Below are 18,483 nucleotides of genomic sequence, written 5' to 3'. Positions count from 1 at the left end.
CCGCTGGCCGCCACCGGCGTGCGCCTGACCGTCACCCTGGCGCGCGCGCTGCGCAAGCAGAACTCGCGCTACGGCGTGGCCTCGGCCTGCATCGGCGGCGGGCAGGGGATTGCGATCCTGCTCGAGAACCCCGACTTCGAATAAGCACTTTTTATATAGCAGCAAAGGGAGAATACATGGACGTGCAAGGAAAATCGGTCCTCGTGACCGGCGGCGCCTCGGGCCTGGGCGCGGAAACGGTGCGCCGCCTGGCCAAGGCCGGCGCCAAAGTGGCGGTACTCGACGTCAACCTGGCCGCGGCCGAAGCGCTGGCCGACGAGATTGGCGGCATCGCCTGCGGCTGCGACATCACCGACACCGCCAGCGTGCAGCAGGCCATGCATGCGGCGCGCGAGCGCCACGGCCCGGCGCGCGTGCTGGTCAACTGTGCCGGCATCGGCGGCGCCAGGCGCCTGGTCGGCCGCGACGGCGCGCCGATGTCGCTGGAAGACTTCAGCCGCATCGTGTCGGTCAACCTGATCGGCACCTTCAACGTGATCCGCCTGGTGGCGGCCGAGATGGTGGCGCAGGAAGCCCTGGAAGACGGCGAACGCGGCGTGATCATCATGACCTCGTCGGTGGCGGCCTATGACGGCCAGGTGGGGCAGGAAGCCTACGCGGCCTCGAAGGGCGGCCTGACCTCGCTGACCCTGCCGCTGGCGCGCGACCTGGCGCAGTTCGGCGTGCGCGTGATGACCATCGCCCCGGGCCTGTTCATGACGCCGCTGCTGTTCAAGCTGCCGGAAGAGGTGCAGCAATCGCTGGCCTCGTCGATTCCTTTCCCCAAGCGTCTCGGCAAGGCCGAGGAGTTCGCGCAGCTGGCCGAGCACATCGTCGGCAACCTGTCGCTGAACGGCGAAGTCATCCGCCTCGACGGCGCACTGCGCCTGCCGCCGCGCTGAGTCCGTCCCGATCGGCGCGAACAATAAACGCCTCCGTCCTTGCGAATGCATGGACGGAGGCGTGTTGTATTCCGGCGCCTGCTTACGCGGATTTGAGAGCCGCCCACAATTCCTTATCCCGTTCCGCCGTCCAGACCCGCGGGTCCGTGATGCCGGAAAGTTCATCATAGGCACGTGCTACGTCGAATGGCAAGACGTGCTGGAACACCGGCCAGTTACCGAAGCGCGGTTGCATGACCGCGAGAGCGGCCTCATAACAGCCGCGCAGGTCGGCGCCCCTGTTCATTGCATCCTGGACGGAGTCGAGCAGCGCCTGGAGGAACGCGCGGGTCAGGTCGATTGCCGCCGCGGCCGACGTGGCATCGAACACGGCAGCGCCGCGTCCGGGAACCAGTACCCGTGGCTCGAGTGTCTTGAGCACATCGAGAATGCCCATCCATTCGCCGATATAGGCATCGCCGGCATACACGCCGCAATGGTTTTCGACCAGGTCGCCCGAAAATACAATGCCTTCGCCAGGCAGCCAGGCGATGGCATCCCCCTGCGAGTGGCCGCGGCCGAAATGCTGGAAGCGCAGTTCGCGCTCGCCCAGCCACATGCTCATGGTGCCGTCGAAGGACAAGTGGGGTTTGGTCAGGCCCGGCACCTCTTCCACCGCCTGGAACAGCCGCGGGAAACGGTCGACCTCCGACTCGAAGTCGGCCTGGCCGCGCGTCACGATCCAGTCGCGCGTGCCCGTGCTGGCGATGACAGTCGCGCCTTCGAAGGCACTGGCGCCCATCACCCGGACCGCGTGGTAATGGGTCAGGAAGACGGTCTTGACAGGCTTGTCCGTGACCTGGCGGATATCCTCGATGAAGGCACGCGCCATCTTCGGGGTGGGGCGCGTGTCGATGACGACCACGCTGTCGCTGCCGACGATAAAGCCGCAGTTCGGGTCGAACTCGCTGATGTAGCCGTAGACGTCGCGGCCCAGTTCGACGACTTGCGGTCGTTGTTCCTTGGTATCTGAAGCGGAGGCGAACGAAACACTCATGGGTTACCTTTTCGGTGGGGTGGAATCAGGGGCGCACACGCTGTCGCGGGCGGCGCGTATACATTCGTGCAACAAGGCCTGGTCGCCGATCTGGTTAGCGAGCAGCAAGGCCAGGCTGGCATGGAACAGCTGGCCCTGGCCTTCACTCAGGCCGTCGTGCGCCGTGCTCAAGGCCTCGTAGAAGCCATCCGCATCCGGTATGTTCAATTCCGTTTTCATATCGTTGTTCCATGATGGTTGGAATAGGCGAGGGCGCATTGCAGCGCCAGTTCGAGGGTTCTCGCGTCGGGCCGGGCCAGCACCGTCGCCAGATGCAGATCGGGACGCAACAGGGCGACCGCGCCTTCCTCGGCGCCGATTTGCCTCATCAGCCCGCGCACGTCATCGCCGCTCGTCGCGAGCGGGACGACCCGGAGCGGATACCGTCCCGACAAGGCATCGAGTTCCCCTGCCACCGGTCCTCCAGCGGCCGCGCCGAAGGCCAGCGCCACGAAGCTCGTCCCCTCGCGCACCAGGTCGGCCAGCCAGCGTCCCCTGCCCAGCGCGAGGTTCGGTAGCGCCTTGCCTTCCGCGGCGCCGATACCGCTGTTCAGCGGGCTGGCGCCGTAGTCGAGCGGGGAAGACATGCGGCCAGGATTGAGCAGCGCGCGCGCAAAGGGGAAGTGCCGTGCCAGCGCCAGTACCGCCGAGCGCAGGCAGCGGTCGCCGGCTGTCGGCGGCGACATGAAACGGCTGCTGCGATCAGTGATCTGCACATTGTGCAACTGCACGTAGCGGCGTTCCGCGTTATAGCTGTCGAGCAGGCTTTCCGGTGCGAGGCCCTGCAGCACCAGGGCCAGTTTCCAGCCCAGGTTGTCGGCATCCTGGATACCGGTGTTGCCGCCGCGCGCACCAAACGGATTGGTCACGTGCGCGGCATCGCCAAGAAACAGCACCCGGCCACAGCGATAGTCGTCGAGCAGTTGCCGCCGGTACGAATAGGCGCCTACCCACACGATCTCGAAGTCGATGTCCGGTCCGAGCATTTCCCGCACCCGCTGCTCGGCGACATCATGGCGCGCCACGTAGGCTGGGTCGGCATCGGCTTCCATCTGGAAGTCCAGGCGCCAGACGCCGTCCGCCATCAGGTGCTGCCATACACCGCGGTTGGCATTGAACGGCGCTTCGATCCAGGTGCGGCGCTCGACCGGCATGGACTGCCTGAACCGCACATCGGTGATGCACCAGCGATCGTGGCCGCCCAGCGTATGGGTCGCCAGGCCGAGCCTGTCGCGCGTCACGCTGGCGACGCCCGCGGCGTCCAGTACCCAGCTTGCCCGCAATGTGTACTCGCCGTCCGGTGTGTCCACCGTCAGGGTTGCGCAGTCCGCGACTTGCGTGACGTCGACCACGCGGTTTTTCCAGCGGATGTCGGTGCGCCCCAGTGCTTCGATACGGTCGACCAGGAACCACTCGACATAGAACTGCTGCAGGTTGATGAACGGCGGCTGTCGCGAGTTGCTGGCCAGGCTCAGGTCATACTGGTACAGCGTTTCGTCACCCGACAAGACGCGCGCCCTGGACCAGGTGACGCCCTTGTCCAGCATCGCTGGATACGCGCCGAGGCGGTCAAAGATCTCCAGGCTGCGCTGGGCGTAGCAGATGCCGCGGCTGGACGCGCCGCGCACGCCGACGGTGTCGTCTTCGTCCAGGACCACCGCGGCGATCCCGCGATTGGCAAGGTCGCAGGCCAGGGTCAGCCCGGCCAGGCCGGCGCCGACGATCACGACCGGATACATGGCGTCCGTGCGCCCACACAGTTCAGGCGGCTTGACATACGGATAGGTCGGAAGCTGGTAGCCACCGCTCATCGGACCGGCAGTGGCAGCAGGGCTCGGATGGGACATCGTGATTCCTTCTCTATGCAGGTGTTGGTGGGGCGCCGAGCGGGGTCGGGCCGGGTTGTTCGTGCAGATCGTCAAATAACCAGGGCGTCAGGCTGCGCCGGGTGCGCTCGTGGCCCGCGATCGCCGCGGCCCGTTCCAGTGTGAGCGCGATCTCATCCAGGCCGTGGGAAAGGCAATGCCTGGCGAACGGCGCGATCCGGAACGTGGCGCTGAACACGCCGGGCACCTGCAGCAGCTGGTTCTCCAGGTCGGCGATCACTTCGGCGCCTGGCCGGGCCGGCAGCAGGCGGAGCAGGGCGGCGACTTCGTCCGGCGCGAGCACGACCGGCAACAATCCATTTTTCAGGCAATTGGCATAAAAAATGTCGCCGAAGCTGGGGGCAACGACGCAGCGGATGCCGAAATCCATCAAGGCCCAGACCGCGTGCTCCCGCGAGGAACCGCAACCGAAGTTCTCGTTCGCCACGAGGATCCGGCTGGCCTGGTAGGCGGACCGGTTCAGCACGAAGTCAGGAATGGGCTTGCCGGCGGCATCGTAGCGCCAGCCGTCGAACAGATGGGGACCGAGGCCGCTGCGCTTGACCGTTTTCATGAAGCGTGCCGGAAAAATCGCATCGGTATCCACGTGCATCCGGTCCAGGGGCGCTGCCACGGCGCGCAGGGTGGTGAATTTCTCCATCATGCCGGCCCCAGTTCGCGCACATCGCACAGCCTGCCCGTGATGGCGGCCGCAGCGGCCATGGCGGGACTGAGCAGGTGTGTGCGCCCGCCAGGGCCTTGCCGTCCCTCGAAGTTGCGGTTGGAGGTGGCGGCGCAGCGCTCCCCCGGCATCAGCTGGTCGGGATTCATTCCCAGGCACAGCGAGCATCCCGGCAGGCGCCATTCAAAGCCGGCATCGATGAACATGCGGTCCAGGCCTTCCTGTTCCGCCTGCCGCTTGACCAGGCCGGAACCCGGCACCACCAGCGCGGAGACACCGGGCGCGAGCTTGCGGCCATGGACGACCTGCGCGGCGCTGCGCAAGTCCTCGATGCGGCCATTGGTGCAGGAGCCAATGAAGACGCGGTCGATCGTGATATCCGTGAGCGGCATGCCGGCGTCCAGGCCCATGTAGTCCAGGGCGCGGCGCACGCGGGCGCGTTGTTCCTCGTCGCCCGCATCCGCCGGATCCGGCACCCGCGCTCCGATCGGCAGGCTGTCCTGGGGCCCGGTGCCCCAGCTGACATGCGGTTCGACTGCCGATGCGTCCATCAGGACTTCCCGGTCGTAGCGCGTTTCCGGGTCCGACGCCAGCTGACGCCAGTACGCCAGTGCGGCGTCGCGGTACCGCGCCTGTGGCGCGAACGGACGCTGCTCCAGGTAGGCGAGGGTAATCGCGTCAGGCGCGACCAGGCCGAAGCGCGCACCGGCCTCGATCGTCATATTGCACAGGGTCATGCGCTGCTCCATCGAGAGCCGCCGTACCGTGTCGCCGCAGTATTCGATCGCATACCCGGCGCCGGCGGCGGCGCCGATGTCCGCGATCAAGGCCAGGGCAAGATCCTTGACGCTGACCCACCGGTTCAGCGCGCCGTCGATACGGACGCGCATTTCCCTGGGCTTGCTGAGCCACAGGGTCTGGGTTGCCAGCACGTGTTCGACGTCGGAGGTGCCGATCCCGAAAGCAAGCGCGCCGAATGCGCCCAGCGTCGCGGTATGCGAATCGCCGCAGACCACGGTCATGCCGGGGTGAATCCAGCCTTGTTCGGGGCCGACGACATGGACGATGCCCTGGCGTGCATCGTCGAGGTCGAACATGCGCAGTCCCAGGTCGCGGGCAGTGTCGCGCAGCACCTGGATTTGCAGGCGGCTCTCCGGGTCTGCGACGCGTGCGGTGCGCTCGGCCGTGGTCGGCACGTTGTGGTCCGGTACGGCGAGCACCGTCGCCGGCCGGCGCACGCTGCGCCCGGCCAGCCGCAGTGCTTCGAACGCCTGCGGACTGGTCACTTCATGGATCAGCTGGCGATCGATGTAGAGGAGGGCCGCGCCGTCGTCGTTTCCGGCGACCCGATGCTGGTCCCATATCTTGCTGAACAAGCTGGCCATGGTCGCTGTCCTAGAGCGCGTGCGCAAAGGCGGCGATGGCGTCGGCAGCCTCCGCCACCTTGCCGGGCTGCCCGGCCAGGTAATGGTTGGCGCCGCGAATGTCGATATTGCCGATACGGCCCTCGGCGGCGCGCAGCCAGGCGTCGCGCGTGCTGGGGAAGGTCGAGGCGTCGGCGGTATAGGTCAGCAGCTGCACCGGTACGCTCGTCCTGGCCAGGTTGCCGGGGCCGTCCGCCTGCGAACGGGACGACCACTGGCTCAGGAAGGCCGTCAGCGAGGTGTAGCGCCCCATCGAATTGCCGGCGTAGTTGACCGAGCGGGCGTCGCCCCACACGCTGCCGACCGTGCGCTCGTTGGGGTCCAGCGACAGGTCCAGGCAGCGTGGATCGGCCAGGGTGCGGTAGATCACGAAGGCCTGGTCGCGCGGGCCGGCCGGATCGGCGCGCAGCAGCCGCAGGCGGGCCAGCGCCCAGTCCTCGATGCGGTCGCGGCGCGCCTTCTGCCCGGCCCGGAAGCGGGTGAGGAATTCGGCGCCATAGGATGGGCCATTGGCGGGATTGAACATGTCGAGCGCGGGATCGGCGCCGAGCGGATCGCTCTCGTCGATGACCGAGGGATCGATCCAGTCCAGCAGCAGGCGCGAACGCCCCTCGTGCGCCGCGCACAGGGCGATGCCGTCCACAGGTGGCAGGTCAGCGGCGCTCAGGCCGGTCGGATCGCCATCGACAAAGTGGGTCGCAGTCAGCTTTTCGGCTTGCGCCTGGTAGAAGGCAGCCAGCGCGGCGCCGCCCGAATTGCCGACCAGGAGAATTTTTTCGTAGCCCGCCGCGCGCAGGAACTTGACGCCGGCGCCGAGGTCCTGGATCACCCGTTCCATGAGCAGGACCGAGTCGTTATTCACATAACGCGAGTTGAGGCCCATGCAGCACATGCCACGCTGGGCGAGCGGCGCGATCAGGTAGTGCCCCATGAAATTGCTCGCAGGGTGCATCACGATCGCGGCCACCTTTTTCTTGCCGACCGGTTCGGCATAGGCGCCGTAAATGCGGGGGCGCATCATCTGCAGTCCCGATTGGCTTTCCATGGCCGCGCCAGGCTTGACATCGATTACCGCCAGCTTTGATTCGGACATCACGCTACCTTTCTTTTGCGGCGGCCAGCTCCTGCCGCCGTTGATGTTTCTCGATGGCCCATGCCTGCGCATCGCGTTGCGCCGAGTTGCGCAGCGCGTCCATCGCAGCGGCGGAGACCGTCGGGGTGGTCAATTCAAGACGTATGCCATTCGGATCGAAAAAATAGATCGACTCGATGATGTGGTGGTCGGTGGGCCCCAGCACGTCGACGCCGGCGGCTTCGAGACGCATCTTGGCTTGCTGCAGGTCGGCGATCGAGTCGACCCGCAGCGCCAGGTGGTTGACCCAGGCGGGCGTGTTCGGCGACGGCTCGGACGCGACATCGTCGCCCAGGTCGAAGAACGCGATATAGGAGCCGTCCTTCATCTGGAAGAAAATATGCACATACGGACAGAATTCCCCGGTGCTCGGGACATGGTCGCTGCGGACCACGTGCACCAGTGGCAATCCAAGAATATCTTCGTAAAAGCGCCGGGTTTCCTCCGCGTCCTTGCAACGGTAGGCGAAGTGGTGCAGTCCCCGAATCGGAATGAATGGACGCATGCTCGTTCTTTCTCGCTTAAAGCGAACTTGGTCAACAAGGCTTCGATGATAGAGAAACGGGAAACAGGCGCTGTCGTACGGAAGTGCGACAGCGCGGGCCTCAGCACACGGCGCGCAGCCTGTCGATATTCTCCAGGCACACCTCGCGCAGCGACTTGGGCACGCGCCCGGTGAGCCGTTCGACATGGTCGCTGACGATCGCGAAATGTCCTTCCCGGATGGCGCGTTCGAAGCTGACCATTTCTTCTCCCGGCCATGGGATGGGGCTGTTCTCCATGCCGTCCTCGATCCGGCGCGGCACCCCCAGGCGATCGAAGAAGGCCAGCTTTTCTTCATCGCTGACTGCCTGGTAGTCGATCGGCTTGCCGGCGAGTTCGGCCGCCAGCATGGCGCAATCGCGGTAGGACAGCAGTTCCGGGCCGGTGATGTCGTAAATCCGGTTGTCATGGCCGGCGCTGCTGACCACCGCCACCGCGCAGGCGACACAATCGTCGCGCGAGACCAGCGCAATGCGGCCTTCCGCCGCGCTCGTCATCCACTCGCCGGTCGCCAGCGCGCCAGGCAGCGCGAACTGGGCGATGGACTCGGCGTACTGGCTGTCGCGCAGGAAGGTATACGCCACGCCGCACTCGCGCAGCATGGCTTCGGTCGCCGTGTGCTCGGTGGTGCTGACGGCGGGGTTGTCCGGACCGACGCCGATGAAGGAGGTGTACGCGATCTGGCGGATGCCGGCGGCCACCGCCGCATCGATGGCGTTGCGGTGCTGCCGCAGGCGCCCACCGCCTACCTGGTCGGTGCTGATCAGCAGCATGCGCGTGCCGCCCGCAAAGGCGCTCGCCAGGCTGGCGGGGTCGTCGAAATCCCCGTACCGGACCTGCACCCCGCGCGCGCCGTAGTCGGCCAGGGCTGCGGGTTTGCGTGTGATCAGTATCAGTTCGGAGGCGGGTAGCTTCTTCAGCAGCAGCTCGGCGGCCTGGCGGCCAAACTGCCCGGAGGCACCGGTGACAATAATGCTCATGGCGTGATCTTTCGGTTGGACTTCAGGGTGGAGCGCCCGCTGGGCGCATGTTGTAAATGATAAACCTGGGAGCGAAAGGCGCCGTCGTATGGAAAGGCGACATGGACTGCCGCCGCCTGCGGCGGCCGTCGCCAGTCCGGCAGGCGGGGCCGCGTCATCTTTCGGGAGGATGCAGGCGCGGTGGAGGGCGCCCTATGATCGGCAAGACATCGGGCGGGGCAAGCCCCTCGATCAACGAAAAGGAATCCTATTATGACGACACCAATGGTTGCCGGCGAAATCCGGATCGCCCATCCTCAGCAGCTCTACATCGACGGGCGCTGGATCGACGCCCGGCGCGGTGGACGCATCGAGGTGCTTTCCCCCAGCAGCGAGCGCGTGATCGCGGTGGTGGCCGAGGCCAGTGAAGAGGATATGGATGCCGCCGTGGCGGCGGCGCGGAGCGCGTTCGATTCGGGTCCGTGGCCGCGCATGTCCCCCGTGGAACGGTCGGAGTTCCTGCGCAGGCTCGCTGCCGCGCTGGAGCCCCGGCTGCCGGAGCTGGCCAGGGCGTGGTGCGAACAGGTGGGGGCGCTCGCTTCGGTGGCGCCCTACGTGATCGGCGCAGGAAAACACTGGTTCGACTATTACGCGGACATCGCCGCGCACTATCCGTTCGAGGAAGTGCGCATGCCGTTCGACACGCGCGGCAAGGCCCTGGTGCGCCGCGAGGCGGTCGGGGTGGTCGCCGCGATCGCGCCGTGGAACAACCCGTTCGGCATCATGGCAGGCAAGATCGCCCCGGCCCTGCTCGCCGGCTGCACCGTCGTCATGAAGCCGGCGCCGGAGACGCCGCTGGAGGCCTACATCATCGCCGAGGCGGCGGAGGCGGCGGGCTTGCCGCCCGGCGTACTCAATCTGGTCACCGGGCACCGCGACGCGTCCGATCACCTGGTCTGCCACGCGGGCGTCGACAAGGTCAGCTTTACCGGATCGGTGGTGGCCGGGCGTCGTATCGCCTCGGTCTGCGGCGGCCGCGTCGCGCGCTGCACACTGGAGCTGGGTGGCAAGTCGGCCGCGATCGTGCTGGACGACTACGATCCTGCCCTGGCCGCCAAGACCCTGGCCAGTACGATCACCATGTCGGCCGGCCAGATCTGCGCCACCTTGAGCCGTGTCATCGTGTCGCGCCACCGGCATGACGAACTTGTCGAAGCAGTGCGCGAACAGATGCGGACGATCCGCGTCGGCGATCCGTACGACGCGCGCTCGCAGATGGGACCACTTGCAATGGAGCGCCAGCGCGCGAAGGTCGAGGAATATATCGCCATCGGACGCAGGGAGGGGGCCGAACTGGTCAGCGGGGGGGCGCGGCCATCGCACCTGGAGCGCGGCTATTACATTCAACCCACGCTGTTTGCGAAGGTGACGCCGCAGATGCGCATCGCCCAGGAAGAAATCTTCGGTCCGGTGCTCAGCGTGCTCGCCTGCGAGGACGAGGCGGATGCAGTGCGGATCGCCAATGACTCGCCGTTCGGCCTGTACGGCGCGGTCTTCACCAATGACAGCAGGGATGCCTTGCGCGTTGCGCGCGCCGTACGCACCGGCACGATCTCGCAGAATCATTTCCGCTTCGACCCGGGTCTCCCGTTTGGCGGCTTCAAGCAGTCCGGCCTGGGCCGTGAAGGCGGCACGGCGGGACTGGAGGCGTTCACCGAGTTGAAGTCGGTGCTGCTCGACTGAGCGGCGGCGCTGCCGCGCGCCGACCTGGCGCGCCGAGGTCCTGACGCTGCCCCGGCGTCCTCTTTGCGTACGGCTTCGGCGCCGGGCACGCATGACTATCATGAATTTGCAATCACAACGATGACAGCCTGCCCGCTTCACGCCAGGGCGGGCACAAGGAGGAGACCCATGAGCGACACGATGGAGCTGGACGCGCGGATCGCGCTGCTGGAAAACAGGCTTGGCATGCTCGAGGATGTGGAGGCAATCAAGCGCCTGCAGCGCATCTACGGGTACTACATCGACAACCGTCTTTGGGGCGAGATGGCGGCGCTGTTCGCCGATGAGGGAGCGAGCATGGAGATCGGGCGCCGTGGGCGCTACGAGGGCAAGGAGCGCATCGTCGCATTCCTGCGCGAGGTCCTCGGCCAGGGCCGCGACGGCCTGAACAGGAACGAGTTCATCAATCACATGCAGTTGCAGGGGGTAGTGACGGTCGACCCCGACCGGCAGGCGGCGCAGGGCAGGTGGCGCGCCCTGGTCCAGGGCAGCCCGCCGCCGGGAGGGACGGCCATGCTGTGGGCCGAGGGCGTCTATGAGAATACCTACGTCAAGGAGGACGGCGTCTGGAAATTCGCACGCCTGTGGTGGGTGCCGACCTTCTACGTGACACATCCCGGCTATGAAAGCGTGGCCTTCGCCAGCGCGCCGGAGAGCGAAGCGCTGCCGCCCCAGGCGCCGTCGGCGCCGGCGCTGGAAGCCCTGGGCCGCAGCTTCGCCCCTTTCCACTACCGCCACCCGATCACCGGCGACGAGGTCACGGCGGTGACTTCGCCGCCCTGAACCCTGGCGAGCAGCCGCGATTTCCACCTCATCCCCAATCAAGGAGCGATCAATGAGCACCAATTCCATACCTTCCGCCGTCCCGCATTTGAACACGCTGCCCTTTGTCGCGACCGCGCTGCACGTGGGCACCGACGACTTGCCGTTTGCCGATGATTTCGGGGCGCCCGGCGTGCGGCTCAAGCTGCTGGCCGCCGATATCGAAAGCGGCATGTTCGCCGTTCGCATCCGCTTTGCGCCAGGCGTGCAGTTGCCGCCGCATCACCACACCGGCGCGGTGCACGCGTTCACCCTCAGCGGGGAGTGGACCTACCTCGAGCACAAGGACAGCGCGCCGAGCACCGCCGGCTCGTACCTGTACGAGCCGCCGGGGACGGCGCACACCCTGAAGATCGCGGACCATAACACCGGCGAGACCGACGTCTTCTTCGTCATCTTCGGCGCCATGCTGATCCTGGACGAACAGGGCAATATCGTGGCCAAGCTCGATGCCGAGAGCCACCTGCGCGACTGGCCCGCAGCCCTGCTGGCGCAGGGCAAGCAGGTACCCGCCATCATCCAGGGCGGACGTGCGCGCTACGCCCAGCCGGCCCGCTCGGCATGAAGACCTTCGATTACATCATCGTCGGGGCGGGCTCGGCGGGCTGCGTCCTTGCGAACCGGCTGTCCGAGGATGGCCGGCACACGGTACTGCTGCTTGAAGCCGGCGGGCATGACCGGCATCCCATGGTGGCCATGCCGGTCGCCTGGCTGCCGGTGTCGAACACGGCCCGGCTTGGCTGGGGTTACGAGACCGAACCCGAGGCCGGCGCCAACCAGCGCGTCCTGCCCCAGCCGCGCGGCAAGCTGCTTGGGGGAACCTCGTCGATCAACGGCATGCTGTACAGCCGCGGTAATGCCGGCGACTTCGACCGCTGGCGCGACCTTGGCCTGCCAGGCTGGGGCTATGCCGACGTGCTGCCTTACTTCAGGCGTTCGGAAAGCAACTGGCGCGGCGCCAGCCTGTTCCACGGGGCGAGCGGACCGCTCTCGGTGTCGAAGCAGCCGGAGCACCCCAACATCACGCCGCGCATGCGGAAAGCGGCGCAACGGCTCGGCTTTGACAGTCTTGACGACTTCCATGGCGAGACGGCCGAGGGGTTCGGCTTGCCTGACTTCACGGTGCGCAAGGGACGGCGCGACAGCAGTTCCGCGGCCTACCTGCGTCCTGCATTGAAGCGCGCCAGGCTCACCGTGGCGCGCCGTGCGCACGCGACCAGGATCGTGATCGAGGGCGGCCGCGCGACCGGTGTCGAGTACCTGCAGGATGGACAGGTTCAGGTTGCCCATGCCGGACGCGAGGTACTGCTGGCGGCCGGCGCCTTCAATTCGCCGCAGTTGCTCATGCTGTCCGGTGTCGGGCCGGCCGACGAGTTGCGCGCACACGGCATCCCGGTGGTGCACCACCTGCCCGGTGTCGGCCAGAACCTGCAGGATCATCCTCTGGTGGCCGCCGTCTTCGAAGCGAACATCGACGACTCCTTCGACCGTTCGCTGCGCCTCGACCGGCTGGCGCTGGCGGCGCTGCAATGGGGGCTCAAGGGCCAGGGGCCGCTGGCCGCGAATCCGCTGTCCATCCAGGGTTTTGTCTGTCTCGAGTCGGAGCGCTGGCCCGACGCCCAGTTCCAGGTGAGCCACACCTCGATGCTGGCCCGGCCCTGGTTCCCGGGGTGGCGCGCCGGCGCCGGCCATCAGTTCACTGCAGCGATGCTGAGCCTGCGGCCACGGGGCAGGGGCGAGGTGGGCCTGCGTTCGTCGGATCCGCTGGCCGCGCCGCGCATCCGGCTGGGGCTTGCGGCCAACGATGCCGATCGGCGCACCGCGCGCGAGATGCTCAAGTTCATTCGCCGCTTCTTCGCCACAGCGCCGGTCGCCGAATTGGTCAAGTGCGAGCTGGTGCCCGGTCCCTCCGTGCAAAGCGATGACGAACTCGATGCCCATATCCGGTCGATGATCCAGACCGGCATGCATCCGACCAGCACCTGCGCCATGGGACTCGGCGAGCTGGCCGTGGTCGATGCCGAGCTCAAGGTGCGCGGACTGGAAGGATTGCGGGTGGTCGATGCCTCGATCATGCCGGACATCGTGAGCGGCAATACCAATGCGCCGACGATCATGATTGCCGAAAAGGCGTCCGACATGATCCTTGGGCGCACACCCTTGCCGCCCGCACCGGTCCAGGCAGCGCTGCGGAACCAGGCATGCTTGCGCCCCAGCACGCTCCATGAGGAGACGCCGACGTGAGCAAGCTGATGGCTGTGCAACTCGACGTCGGCCGCATCATCGACGAGAGGCCCATGTCCGGCCTGCAACTGCGGGTCGCGATACTGTGCGCGCTGTCGGTCGCCCTTGACGGCTATGGACTCCAGGTGATGGCGCTGGCCGTGCCATCGCTGGCCCAGGAATGGGGAATCGCCCCCTCGAGCTTCGGGCTGGCACTGGCCGCGGCCGTGATCGGCCTGTCGCTGGGCGGGGCGTTCTTCGCGCCGCTGGGCGACCGGTTCGGCCGACGCACCGTCGTCATCGGCGGCATGCTGTTGATCGGCCTTGCCAGCCTGTTGACGGCTACCGCCGGCAGCCCCGGCCAGTTCGTCGTCTGGCGCCTCCTCACAGGCATCGGGCTCGGTATCTGCGTGCCCAACTGTAATGCCTGGACGGCGGAATACGCCCCTGTACGGCGGCGCTCGCTGGTGGTCGTGATGGTCAACGCCGCGATTGGCGTCGGCGCCTTCAGTGCCGGCTTCATCGCTCCGCCGATGATCGCGGCCTGGGGCTGGCGCGGCCCGTTCCTGCTGGGCGGCGTCCTGGCGGTGATCGTTGCCTTGCTCCTGTATTTCACGGCGCCCGAGTCCCTGAAGTTCATGGTCGTACGCCGTCCGGACGATCGACGCATCGCCGCGATCCTGCGCCGCATCGCGCCGGATGTCGATGCCGCGTATGTCCACGTGGCGACCAGCGCCGTCACGCTGCGCCGTTCCGTATTCGAACTGCTGGGCCCCGGGTTCAGGGCCCGCACCCTGGTCCTGTGGCTGATCTTTGCGCTCAACCTGTTCACGCTTTACCTGCTGGTCAGCTGGCTGCCGACGCTGCTGCACATGGCCGGGTGGCCATCGACGGATGCGCTGCAAGCCGCGGTGCTGATCCAGGCCGGCGGCGTGGTGGGCGGCATCGTGCTGTCGCAGTTTCTCGATCGCGGCCTTGCCTTGCCGGCCCTGCGCACGTGCTTCCTGCTGGCCGCGGTGTGCCTGGGGCTGTTCCTGGTCGTGCCCTCGGGCCCGGGCTGGATCGCCTTGCTGTTCCTGATCGGCATCGGCATCAGCGGCTCCCAGCTGTCGCTGAACGCCCTGGCCACCGCCTACTATCCAAGCGCCATCAAGGCCACCGGCATGGGCTGGGCGGGCGTGATGGGCGGCTGGGGCGCGATGCTCGGCCCCATGGCCGGGGCATGGCTGGTGGGGCTGGGCCTCCCGGCGGTAACCATCCTGACCTTGCTTGCGGTGCCCGCCCTGTTGTCGACTGCCGGCGTATGGCTGATGCGACACGAATGGCAAGCCCACTGACCAACGACCAACCCCCAGTGTTACCAACCCCCTCTCTTTGGAGAAACGCATGACTGTTGCGACCCACACCAGGATTACCCCGCGCTTCAACAACTTTGGCGCGGACGTCGACATCGACCTGAGCCAGCCCTTGAGCGAGGCGGAAAAGCGCGAGATAGCCGACGCCTTCCACCGCTACCAGTTCGTCATCTTCCGCGAGGCCGACCTGACGCTGGCGCAGCTGGCGGCCTTCGTCGAGGCGTTCGGCACGGCGGACCAGGGCAGGGGGCGCCTGGCCAGCGACGTGAACGAGTATGCCGGCATCCGGGTAGTCGAAAACGTCGAGAAGGGCAAGTTCGGCCCACGCGGCAACAGCGAGCTGGCGTGGCACTCGGATCGCTTCTTCGATCCCGTGGTCGCTGGCGTGCTGAATTCCGTTGTCGTCCCCGAGGTCGGCGGCGACACCAGCCTGGCCGACATGTACCGCGCCCTGGACGAACTTCCGCCCCCGCTGCGGCGCGCCATCGAGGGCCGGAAGATCAAGCAGGACTGCGTCTTCGCGCCCGATGGCACCCCCGGCATCCGCCCTGGAGGAATGCCGATCGCCGGCGTGGATCGATCCCCGGGCATCGCCACCGACATCGTCCAGACCCACCGCTATACCGGCAAGCAGTTCCTCTACCTGGGCAACCGCCTGAACGCCTATGTGGAGGGCTTGCCGCTGGAGGAGAGCGAGTCGCTGCTGGACGCGCTGTACGCACATGTCGACCAGACGACCTTCCATTACCGCCACCATTGGGCTCCGCATGAGCTTGTGCTGTACGACAACCAGGCTTGCATGCACCGCCGCGAAAGCTTCGATGTGAATGCCGATCGCAAGCTGTACGCCTCCGTCGTGGACAAGTCCGACCTGCTATAAGGCATGTTCGGCAACGCAAGGTTCGCAGGGGTCTTCATCCCGGCGCTTGCCGCTTCGCGTTGCCGGCTTCGCCTGGCTGCCATCAGCGCGGCGTCAGGCGCCGTTATGACATTTCCACCAGGGTCTCGGCCAACCACTGGCCCGCGGGTCCCGGCGGGTTATTCACACGGTGGATCATGGTGAACGGCTGGGTGCCACCCTTGCGCGCAGTGAGCGGTAAACGGACCAGGCGACCGGATTCCAGCTGCCTGCGCACCATGTGCACCGGCATGTGACCCCAGCCGACGCCAGCCTCCAGCAGGGAAAGCATCGCGCCCAGGCTTCCGACTCTCCAGGTGCGAATTCCGCTGATGGCCAGGTCGCGGTGTTCCGATAGCCTGGTTCGGTCGATGATGGTCAGTTGAAGATGCTCACGCAGCATCGAGACCGGGATGGGACCAGGATAGGAGGCAAGCGGATGGCCCGGCGCACTGACCGGGAGCATGCTCAACACCCCGAAATCCCGCGACTCGATCTGATCGGGCCAGTCCATGACCAGGCAGCTCACCCCGAGCTGGCAATCGCCGTCCGTCACCAGCTGGATGATGCTGCCCAGCGACTCAATGTGCAGCTTGACGCCCACGGTCGGGAAGCGCACTGAAAATGCCTTGAGCGCCCGCGCCAGCGTCTCGGTGGGATAGAGCGCATCGATCGCAATCGCCACTTCGCCCTCCACCCCTTGTATCAGTCCCGCGACACTGGCCCGCAATTCGTCGGTCACCAGGCTGATGCGGCGGGCGTAGGCCAGCACTGCCTTCCCGATCTCGGTTAATTCCGGTCGCCGCCCGTTTCGCTCGAATAGCGCAACGCCCAACTGTTCCTCGAGGTTCGAAATGCTATAGCTGATCACTGGCTGGGACCGGTGCAAGCGCTTCGCTGCAGCGGAAAAACTGCCTGAATCGACGACGGCAATCATCACTTTCAGTTGATCGAGCGTGGGAATCGTGACGTTGAACATATAAAAAAAGTGGATGGGTTCCATCCATATTATAGCTCTTGTATTTATATGTTGCGCGGCCTAGACTTGTTTTCAAAGCAAATAAACAGACACGGCTAACAAGCGGTGCGAAAACCAAACAGGAGACATGAATGCACTGGATGCTCGACGCGAATCAGTCAGATGTACCGGTAAATGCCAGCCACGCTGCCAGGCTAATTAGAGAAATTGGTAACAAGGATCGCGCAGCGCTTGCCGCAGCGATCCTGGGGATTACCCAGGGTTTCATGCCCGTCCACCACTGCACCGTGTTCGCCTATGAAGCCTCACGCAATCCGCGGCTCCTGTCAGGCGCCAGCCTGGACAATCACTGGGTCACCTTCAATACCGCCACGCTGTATATCAGGGATTTTTTTCGCAAGGATGGCATATTGCCGATCATTCGCACGATTCCCTACTCGGCCGGTAACTCCCAGGTGCTGGTCCATCGGCAGAGTGGGCAGGATGTCAGCGATATCGATTATCGCGTTGCCTGCTATGACCACATCGGCATCATTGACCGGCTCGCGGCACTCGTACAGGTGGGCAAAGGCCAATGGGTGTCGACCAACCTGTACCGGGATCGTTCGGACGGATGCTTCACCTCGGCCGAAGTGCAACGATTCCTTGGCCTCGCCCCGTTGTTTGCGAGCTGTGCGGCGCGGCATTACGCATCGGATATCGATGGAGAGACGATCTATCGCAGCCTGATCAGCGACGGCATCGATGAACTGTGTCCGCAGCTGACCATGCGCGAGCGGGAGGTGTTGCTGCGGATACTGGACGGCGTCACCACTGAACGGATTGCGGAAGATCTTCAGATCCGGCCCACGACGGTCATTACCTATCGCACGCGCGCCTATGAAAAACTGGGCGTCAGCTCGCGCCGTGAATTGTTTGCCACCGTACTGCGCCGGCAAGCGCCGGACGAGGCTGCCGGGCACAGGCAAGCTCTGGAACTGGTGTCCTAGCGACGCTTGCATGGCGTCCGGTAACGGACGCCATGATCGGACGCCGCTACCGGACGCCGTTGCGGGCGATTCCTTCAGCCAGGCCGCCCCAGGTTTCCTGGAACAGCGCGGCATCCATCCGCTTCACGTCGCGCATGATGGGCTTGAATCCCATGTGCGCCAGCACGTCGCGTTCGAGGTCCACGCCCGGCGCGATCTCGGTCAGTTCCAGCCCGTCGGCGGTCAGCGCGAACACCGCGCGCTCGGTCACGAACAGCACTTCCTGGCCGCGGCGGGCGGCATCGAGGCCGTTGAAGGTGATCTGCTCGACTCCGCCGATGAACTTCTGGCTCCTGCCTTCCTGGACGATCTGCAGGGCGCCGTCGCCGACCTTCACTTCCAGGCCGCCGGCGGTGAAGGTGCCGCAGAACACCAGCTTCCTGGTCGAGCGCGTGATGTTGATGAACCCGCCGCAGCCGACCGGGCGGCCGTTGAACTTGCTGACGTTGACGTTGCCCTGGTTGTCGGTCTGGGCCAGACCGAGGAAGCTGGCGTCCAGGCCGCCGCCGTCGTAGAAATCGAACTGGGCGCTTTGCTCGATGATCGATTCGGCGTTGTAGGCCAGCCCGAAGTCGCCGCCCTGGGCCGGGATGCCGCCGTTCACGCCGGTCTCGATCGACAGCGTCAGCAGGCCCGACACGCCTTCCTCGGCGGCGATCGACGGGATCCCGGCCGGGATGCCGATGCCGAGGTTGGTGACCGCGCCCTCGGCCAGCTCCAGCGACGCGCGGCGTGCGATCACCTTGCGTTCGTCGAGCGGCATCCGTTCCATCGA

General features: G+C 66.1%; 17 protein-coding genes and 2 pseudogenes. 9 read left to right on the top strand and 10 right to left on the bottom strand.

The window, feature by feature from the left end; genetic code table 11:
* Window positions 1–144 (top strand): annotated as a pseudogene (locus H162_RS33650) (acetyl-CoA C-acyltransferase); the annotation flags it as partial.
* 32 nt (window positions 145–176) lie between these two features.
* Entirely contained in the window at window positions 177–941 is a 765-nt protein-coding gene (locus tag H162_RS0127890; protein WP_020656775.1) for an SDR family NAD(P)-dependent oxidoreductase, read from the top strand.
* 82 nt (window positions 942–1,023) lie between these two features.
* Here the strand turns inward: H162_RS0127890 and H162_RS0127885 are convergent, their stop codons facing one another.
* The 8 genes from H162_RS0127885 to H162_RS0127850 all read right to left on the bottom strand — a co-directional run bounded on the left by H162_RS0127885 (window position 1,024) and on the right by H162_RS0127850 (window position 8,642).
* On the bottom strand, window positions 1,024–1,977 hold the full coding sequence (locus H162_RS0127885; RefSeq protein ID WP_020656774.1) for an MBL fold metallo-hydrolase: 954 nt from the start codon (window positions 1,975–1,977) through the stop codon (window positions 1,024–1,026).
* Between the two features lie 3 nt (window positions 1,978–1,980).
* On the bottom strand, window positions 1,981–2,196 hold the full coding sequence (locus H162_RS0127880; RefSeq protein ID WP_020656773.1) for a DUF2783 domain-containing protein: 216 nt from the start codon (window positions 2,194–2,196) through the stop codon (window positions 1,981–1,983).
* Complete coding sequence (locus H162_RS0127875) at window positions 2,193–3,863, bottom strand: FAD-dependent oxidoreductase (protein WP_229452308.1); 1,671 nt, start codon at window positions 3,861–3,863, stop codon at window positions 2,193–2,195. The genes H162_RS0127880 and H162_RS0127875 overlap by 4 nt, the downstream gene beginning before the upstream one ends.
* Window positions 3,864–3,876: 13 nt before the next feature.
* Window positions 3,877–4,542: a 3-isopropylmalate dehydratase small subunit gene (gene leuD, locus H162_RS32190; RefSeq protein WP_020656771.1), complete on the bottom strand. Its 666-nt coding sequence runs from the start codon at window positions 4,540–4,542 to the stop codon at window positions 3,877–3,879.
* Window positions 4,542–5,948: a 3-isopropylmalate dehydratase large subunit gene (leuC, locus tag H162_RS0127865; protein ID WP_020656770.1), complete on the bottom strand. Its 1,407-nt coding sequence runs from the start codon at window positions 5,946–5,948 to the stop codon at window positions 4,542–4,544. The genes leuD and leuC overlap by 1 nt, the downstream gene beginning before the upstream one ends.
* A gap of 10 nt (window positions 5,949–5,958) precedes the next feature.
* On the bottom strand, window positions 5,959–7,080 hold the full coding sequence (locus H162_RS0127860; protein ID WP_020656769.1) for an alpha/beta hydrolase family protein: 1,122 nt from the start codon (window positions 7,078–7,080) through the stop codon (window positions 5,959–5,961).
* 4 nt (window positions 7,081–7,084) lie between these two features.
* Window positions 7,085–7,624 (bottom strand): VOC family protein, encoded by a 540-nt coding sequence (locus H162_RS32185; RefSeq protein ID WP_040788423.1) that lies wholly within the window; start codon window positions 7,622–7,624, stop codon window positions 7,085–7,087.
* Window positions 7,625–7,724: 100 nt separating this feature from the next.
* Window positions 7,725–8,642 carry an SDR family oxidoreductase gene (locus tag H162_RS0127850; RefSeq protein ID WP_020656767.1) on the bottom strand — a complete coding sequence of 306 codons (918 nt, stop codon included), beginning with the start codon at window positions 8,640–8,642 and terminating at the stop codon, window positions 7,725–7,727.
* A 252-nt stretch (window positions 8,643–8,894) separates the two neighbouring features.
* On the opposite strand from H162_RS0127850, the gene H162_RS0127845 reads away from it, so the two are divergent.
* From H162_RS0127845 to H162_RS0127820, 6 genes are all read left to right on the top strand, one after another.
* A complete protein-coding gene (locus H162_RS0127845; RefSeq protein ID WP_040788421.1) occupies window positions 8,895–10,364 on the top strand; it encodes an aldehyde dehydrogenase in 1,470 nt (489 codons plus the stop codon).
* Window positions 10,365–10,532: 168 nt separating this feature from the next.
* Window positions 10,533–11,186: a nuclear transport factor 2 family protein gene (locus tag H162_RS32180; protein WP_020656765.1), complete on the top strand. Its 654-nt coding sequence runs from the start codon at window positions 10,533–10,535 to the stop codon at window positions 11,184–11,186.
* Between the two features lie 52 nt (window positions 11,187–11,238).
* Entirely contained in the window at window positions 11,239–11,790 is a 552-nt protein-coding gene (locus H162_RS0127835) for a 2,4'-dihydroxyacetophenone dioxygenase family protein (protein WP_020656764.1), read from the top strand.
* Entirely contained in the window at window positions 11,787–13,469 is a 1,683-nt protein-coding gene (locus H162_RS0127830) for a GMC family oxidoreductase (protein WP_020656763.1), read from the top strand. Before H162_RS0127835 ends, H162_RS0127830 begins: the two co-directional genes overlap by 4 nt.
* A complete protein-coding gene (locus tag H162_RS0127825) occupies window positions 13,466–14,785 on the top strand; it encodes an MFS transporter (RefSeq protein WP_020656762.1) in 1,320 nt (439 codons plus the stop codon). Before H162_RS0127830 ends, H162_RS0127825 begins: the two co-directional genes overlap by 4 nt.
* A 49-nt stretch (window positions 14,786–14,834) precedes the next feature.
* Window positions 14,835–15,683 carry a TauD/TfdA dioxygenase family protein gene (locus tag H162_RS0127820; RefSeq protein ID WP_020656761.1) on the top strand — a complete coding sequence of 283 codons (849 nt, stop codon included), beginning with the start codon at window positions 14,835–14,837 and terminating at the stop codon, window positions 15,681–15,683.
* 103 nt (window positions 15,684–15,786) lie between these two features.
* On the opposite strand, the gene H162_RS0127815 is transcribed toward H162_RS0127820, so the two are convergent.
* Window positions 15,787–16,704, bottom strand: coding sequence for a LysR family transcriptional regulator (locus H162_RS0127815; protein ID WP_229452304.1), 918 nt, complete (start codon window positions 16,702–16,704; stop codon window positions 15,787–15,789).
* 107 nt (window positions 16,705–16,811) lie between these two features.
* Between H162_RS0127815 and H162_RS0127810 the strand changes: the two genes are divergently transcribed.
* Complete coding sequence (locus H162_RS0127810) at window positions 16,812–17,669, top strand: helix-turn-helix transcriptional regulator (protein ID WP_020656759.1); 858 nt, start codon at window positions 16,812–16,814, stop codon at window positions 17,667–17,669.
* A gap of 46 nt (window positions 17,670–17,715) precedes the next feature.
* On the opposite strand, the pseudogene H162_RS34870 reads toward H162_RS0127810, so the two are convergent.
* Window positions 17,716–18,483: pseudogene (locus tag H162_RS34870) on the bottom strand (acyl CoA:acetate/3-ketoacid CoA transferase); the annotation flags it as partial.

The organism is Massilia niastensis DSM 21313, from assembly GCF_000382345.1.
In the GTDB taxonomy this organism is placed as follows: domain Bacteria; phylum Pseudomonadota; class Gammaproteobacteria; order Burkholderiales; family Burkholderiaceae_D; genus Telluria; species Telluria niastensis.
The sequence above is the reverse complement of the archived record's forward strand: the minus strand, read 5'-3'. Positions and strand labels throughout refer to the sequence as shown.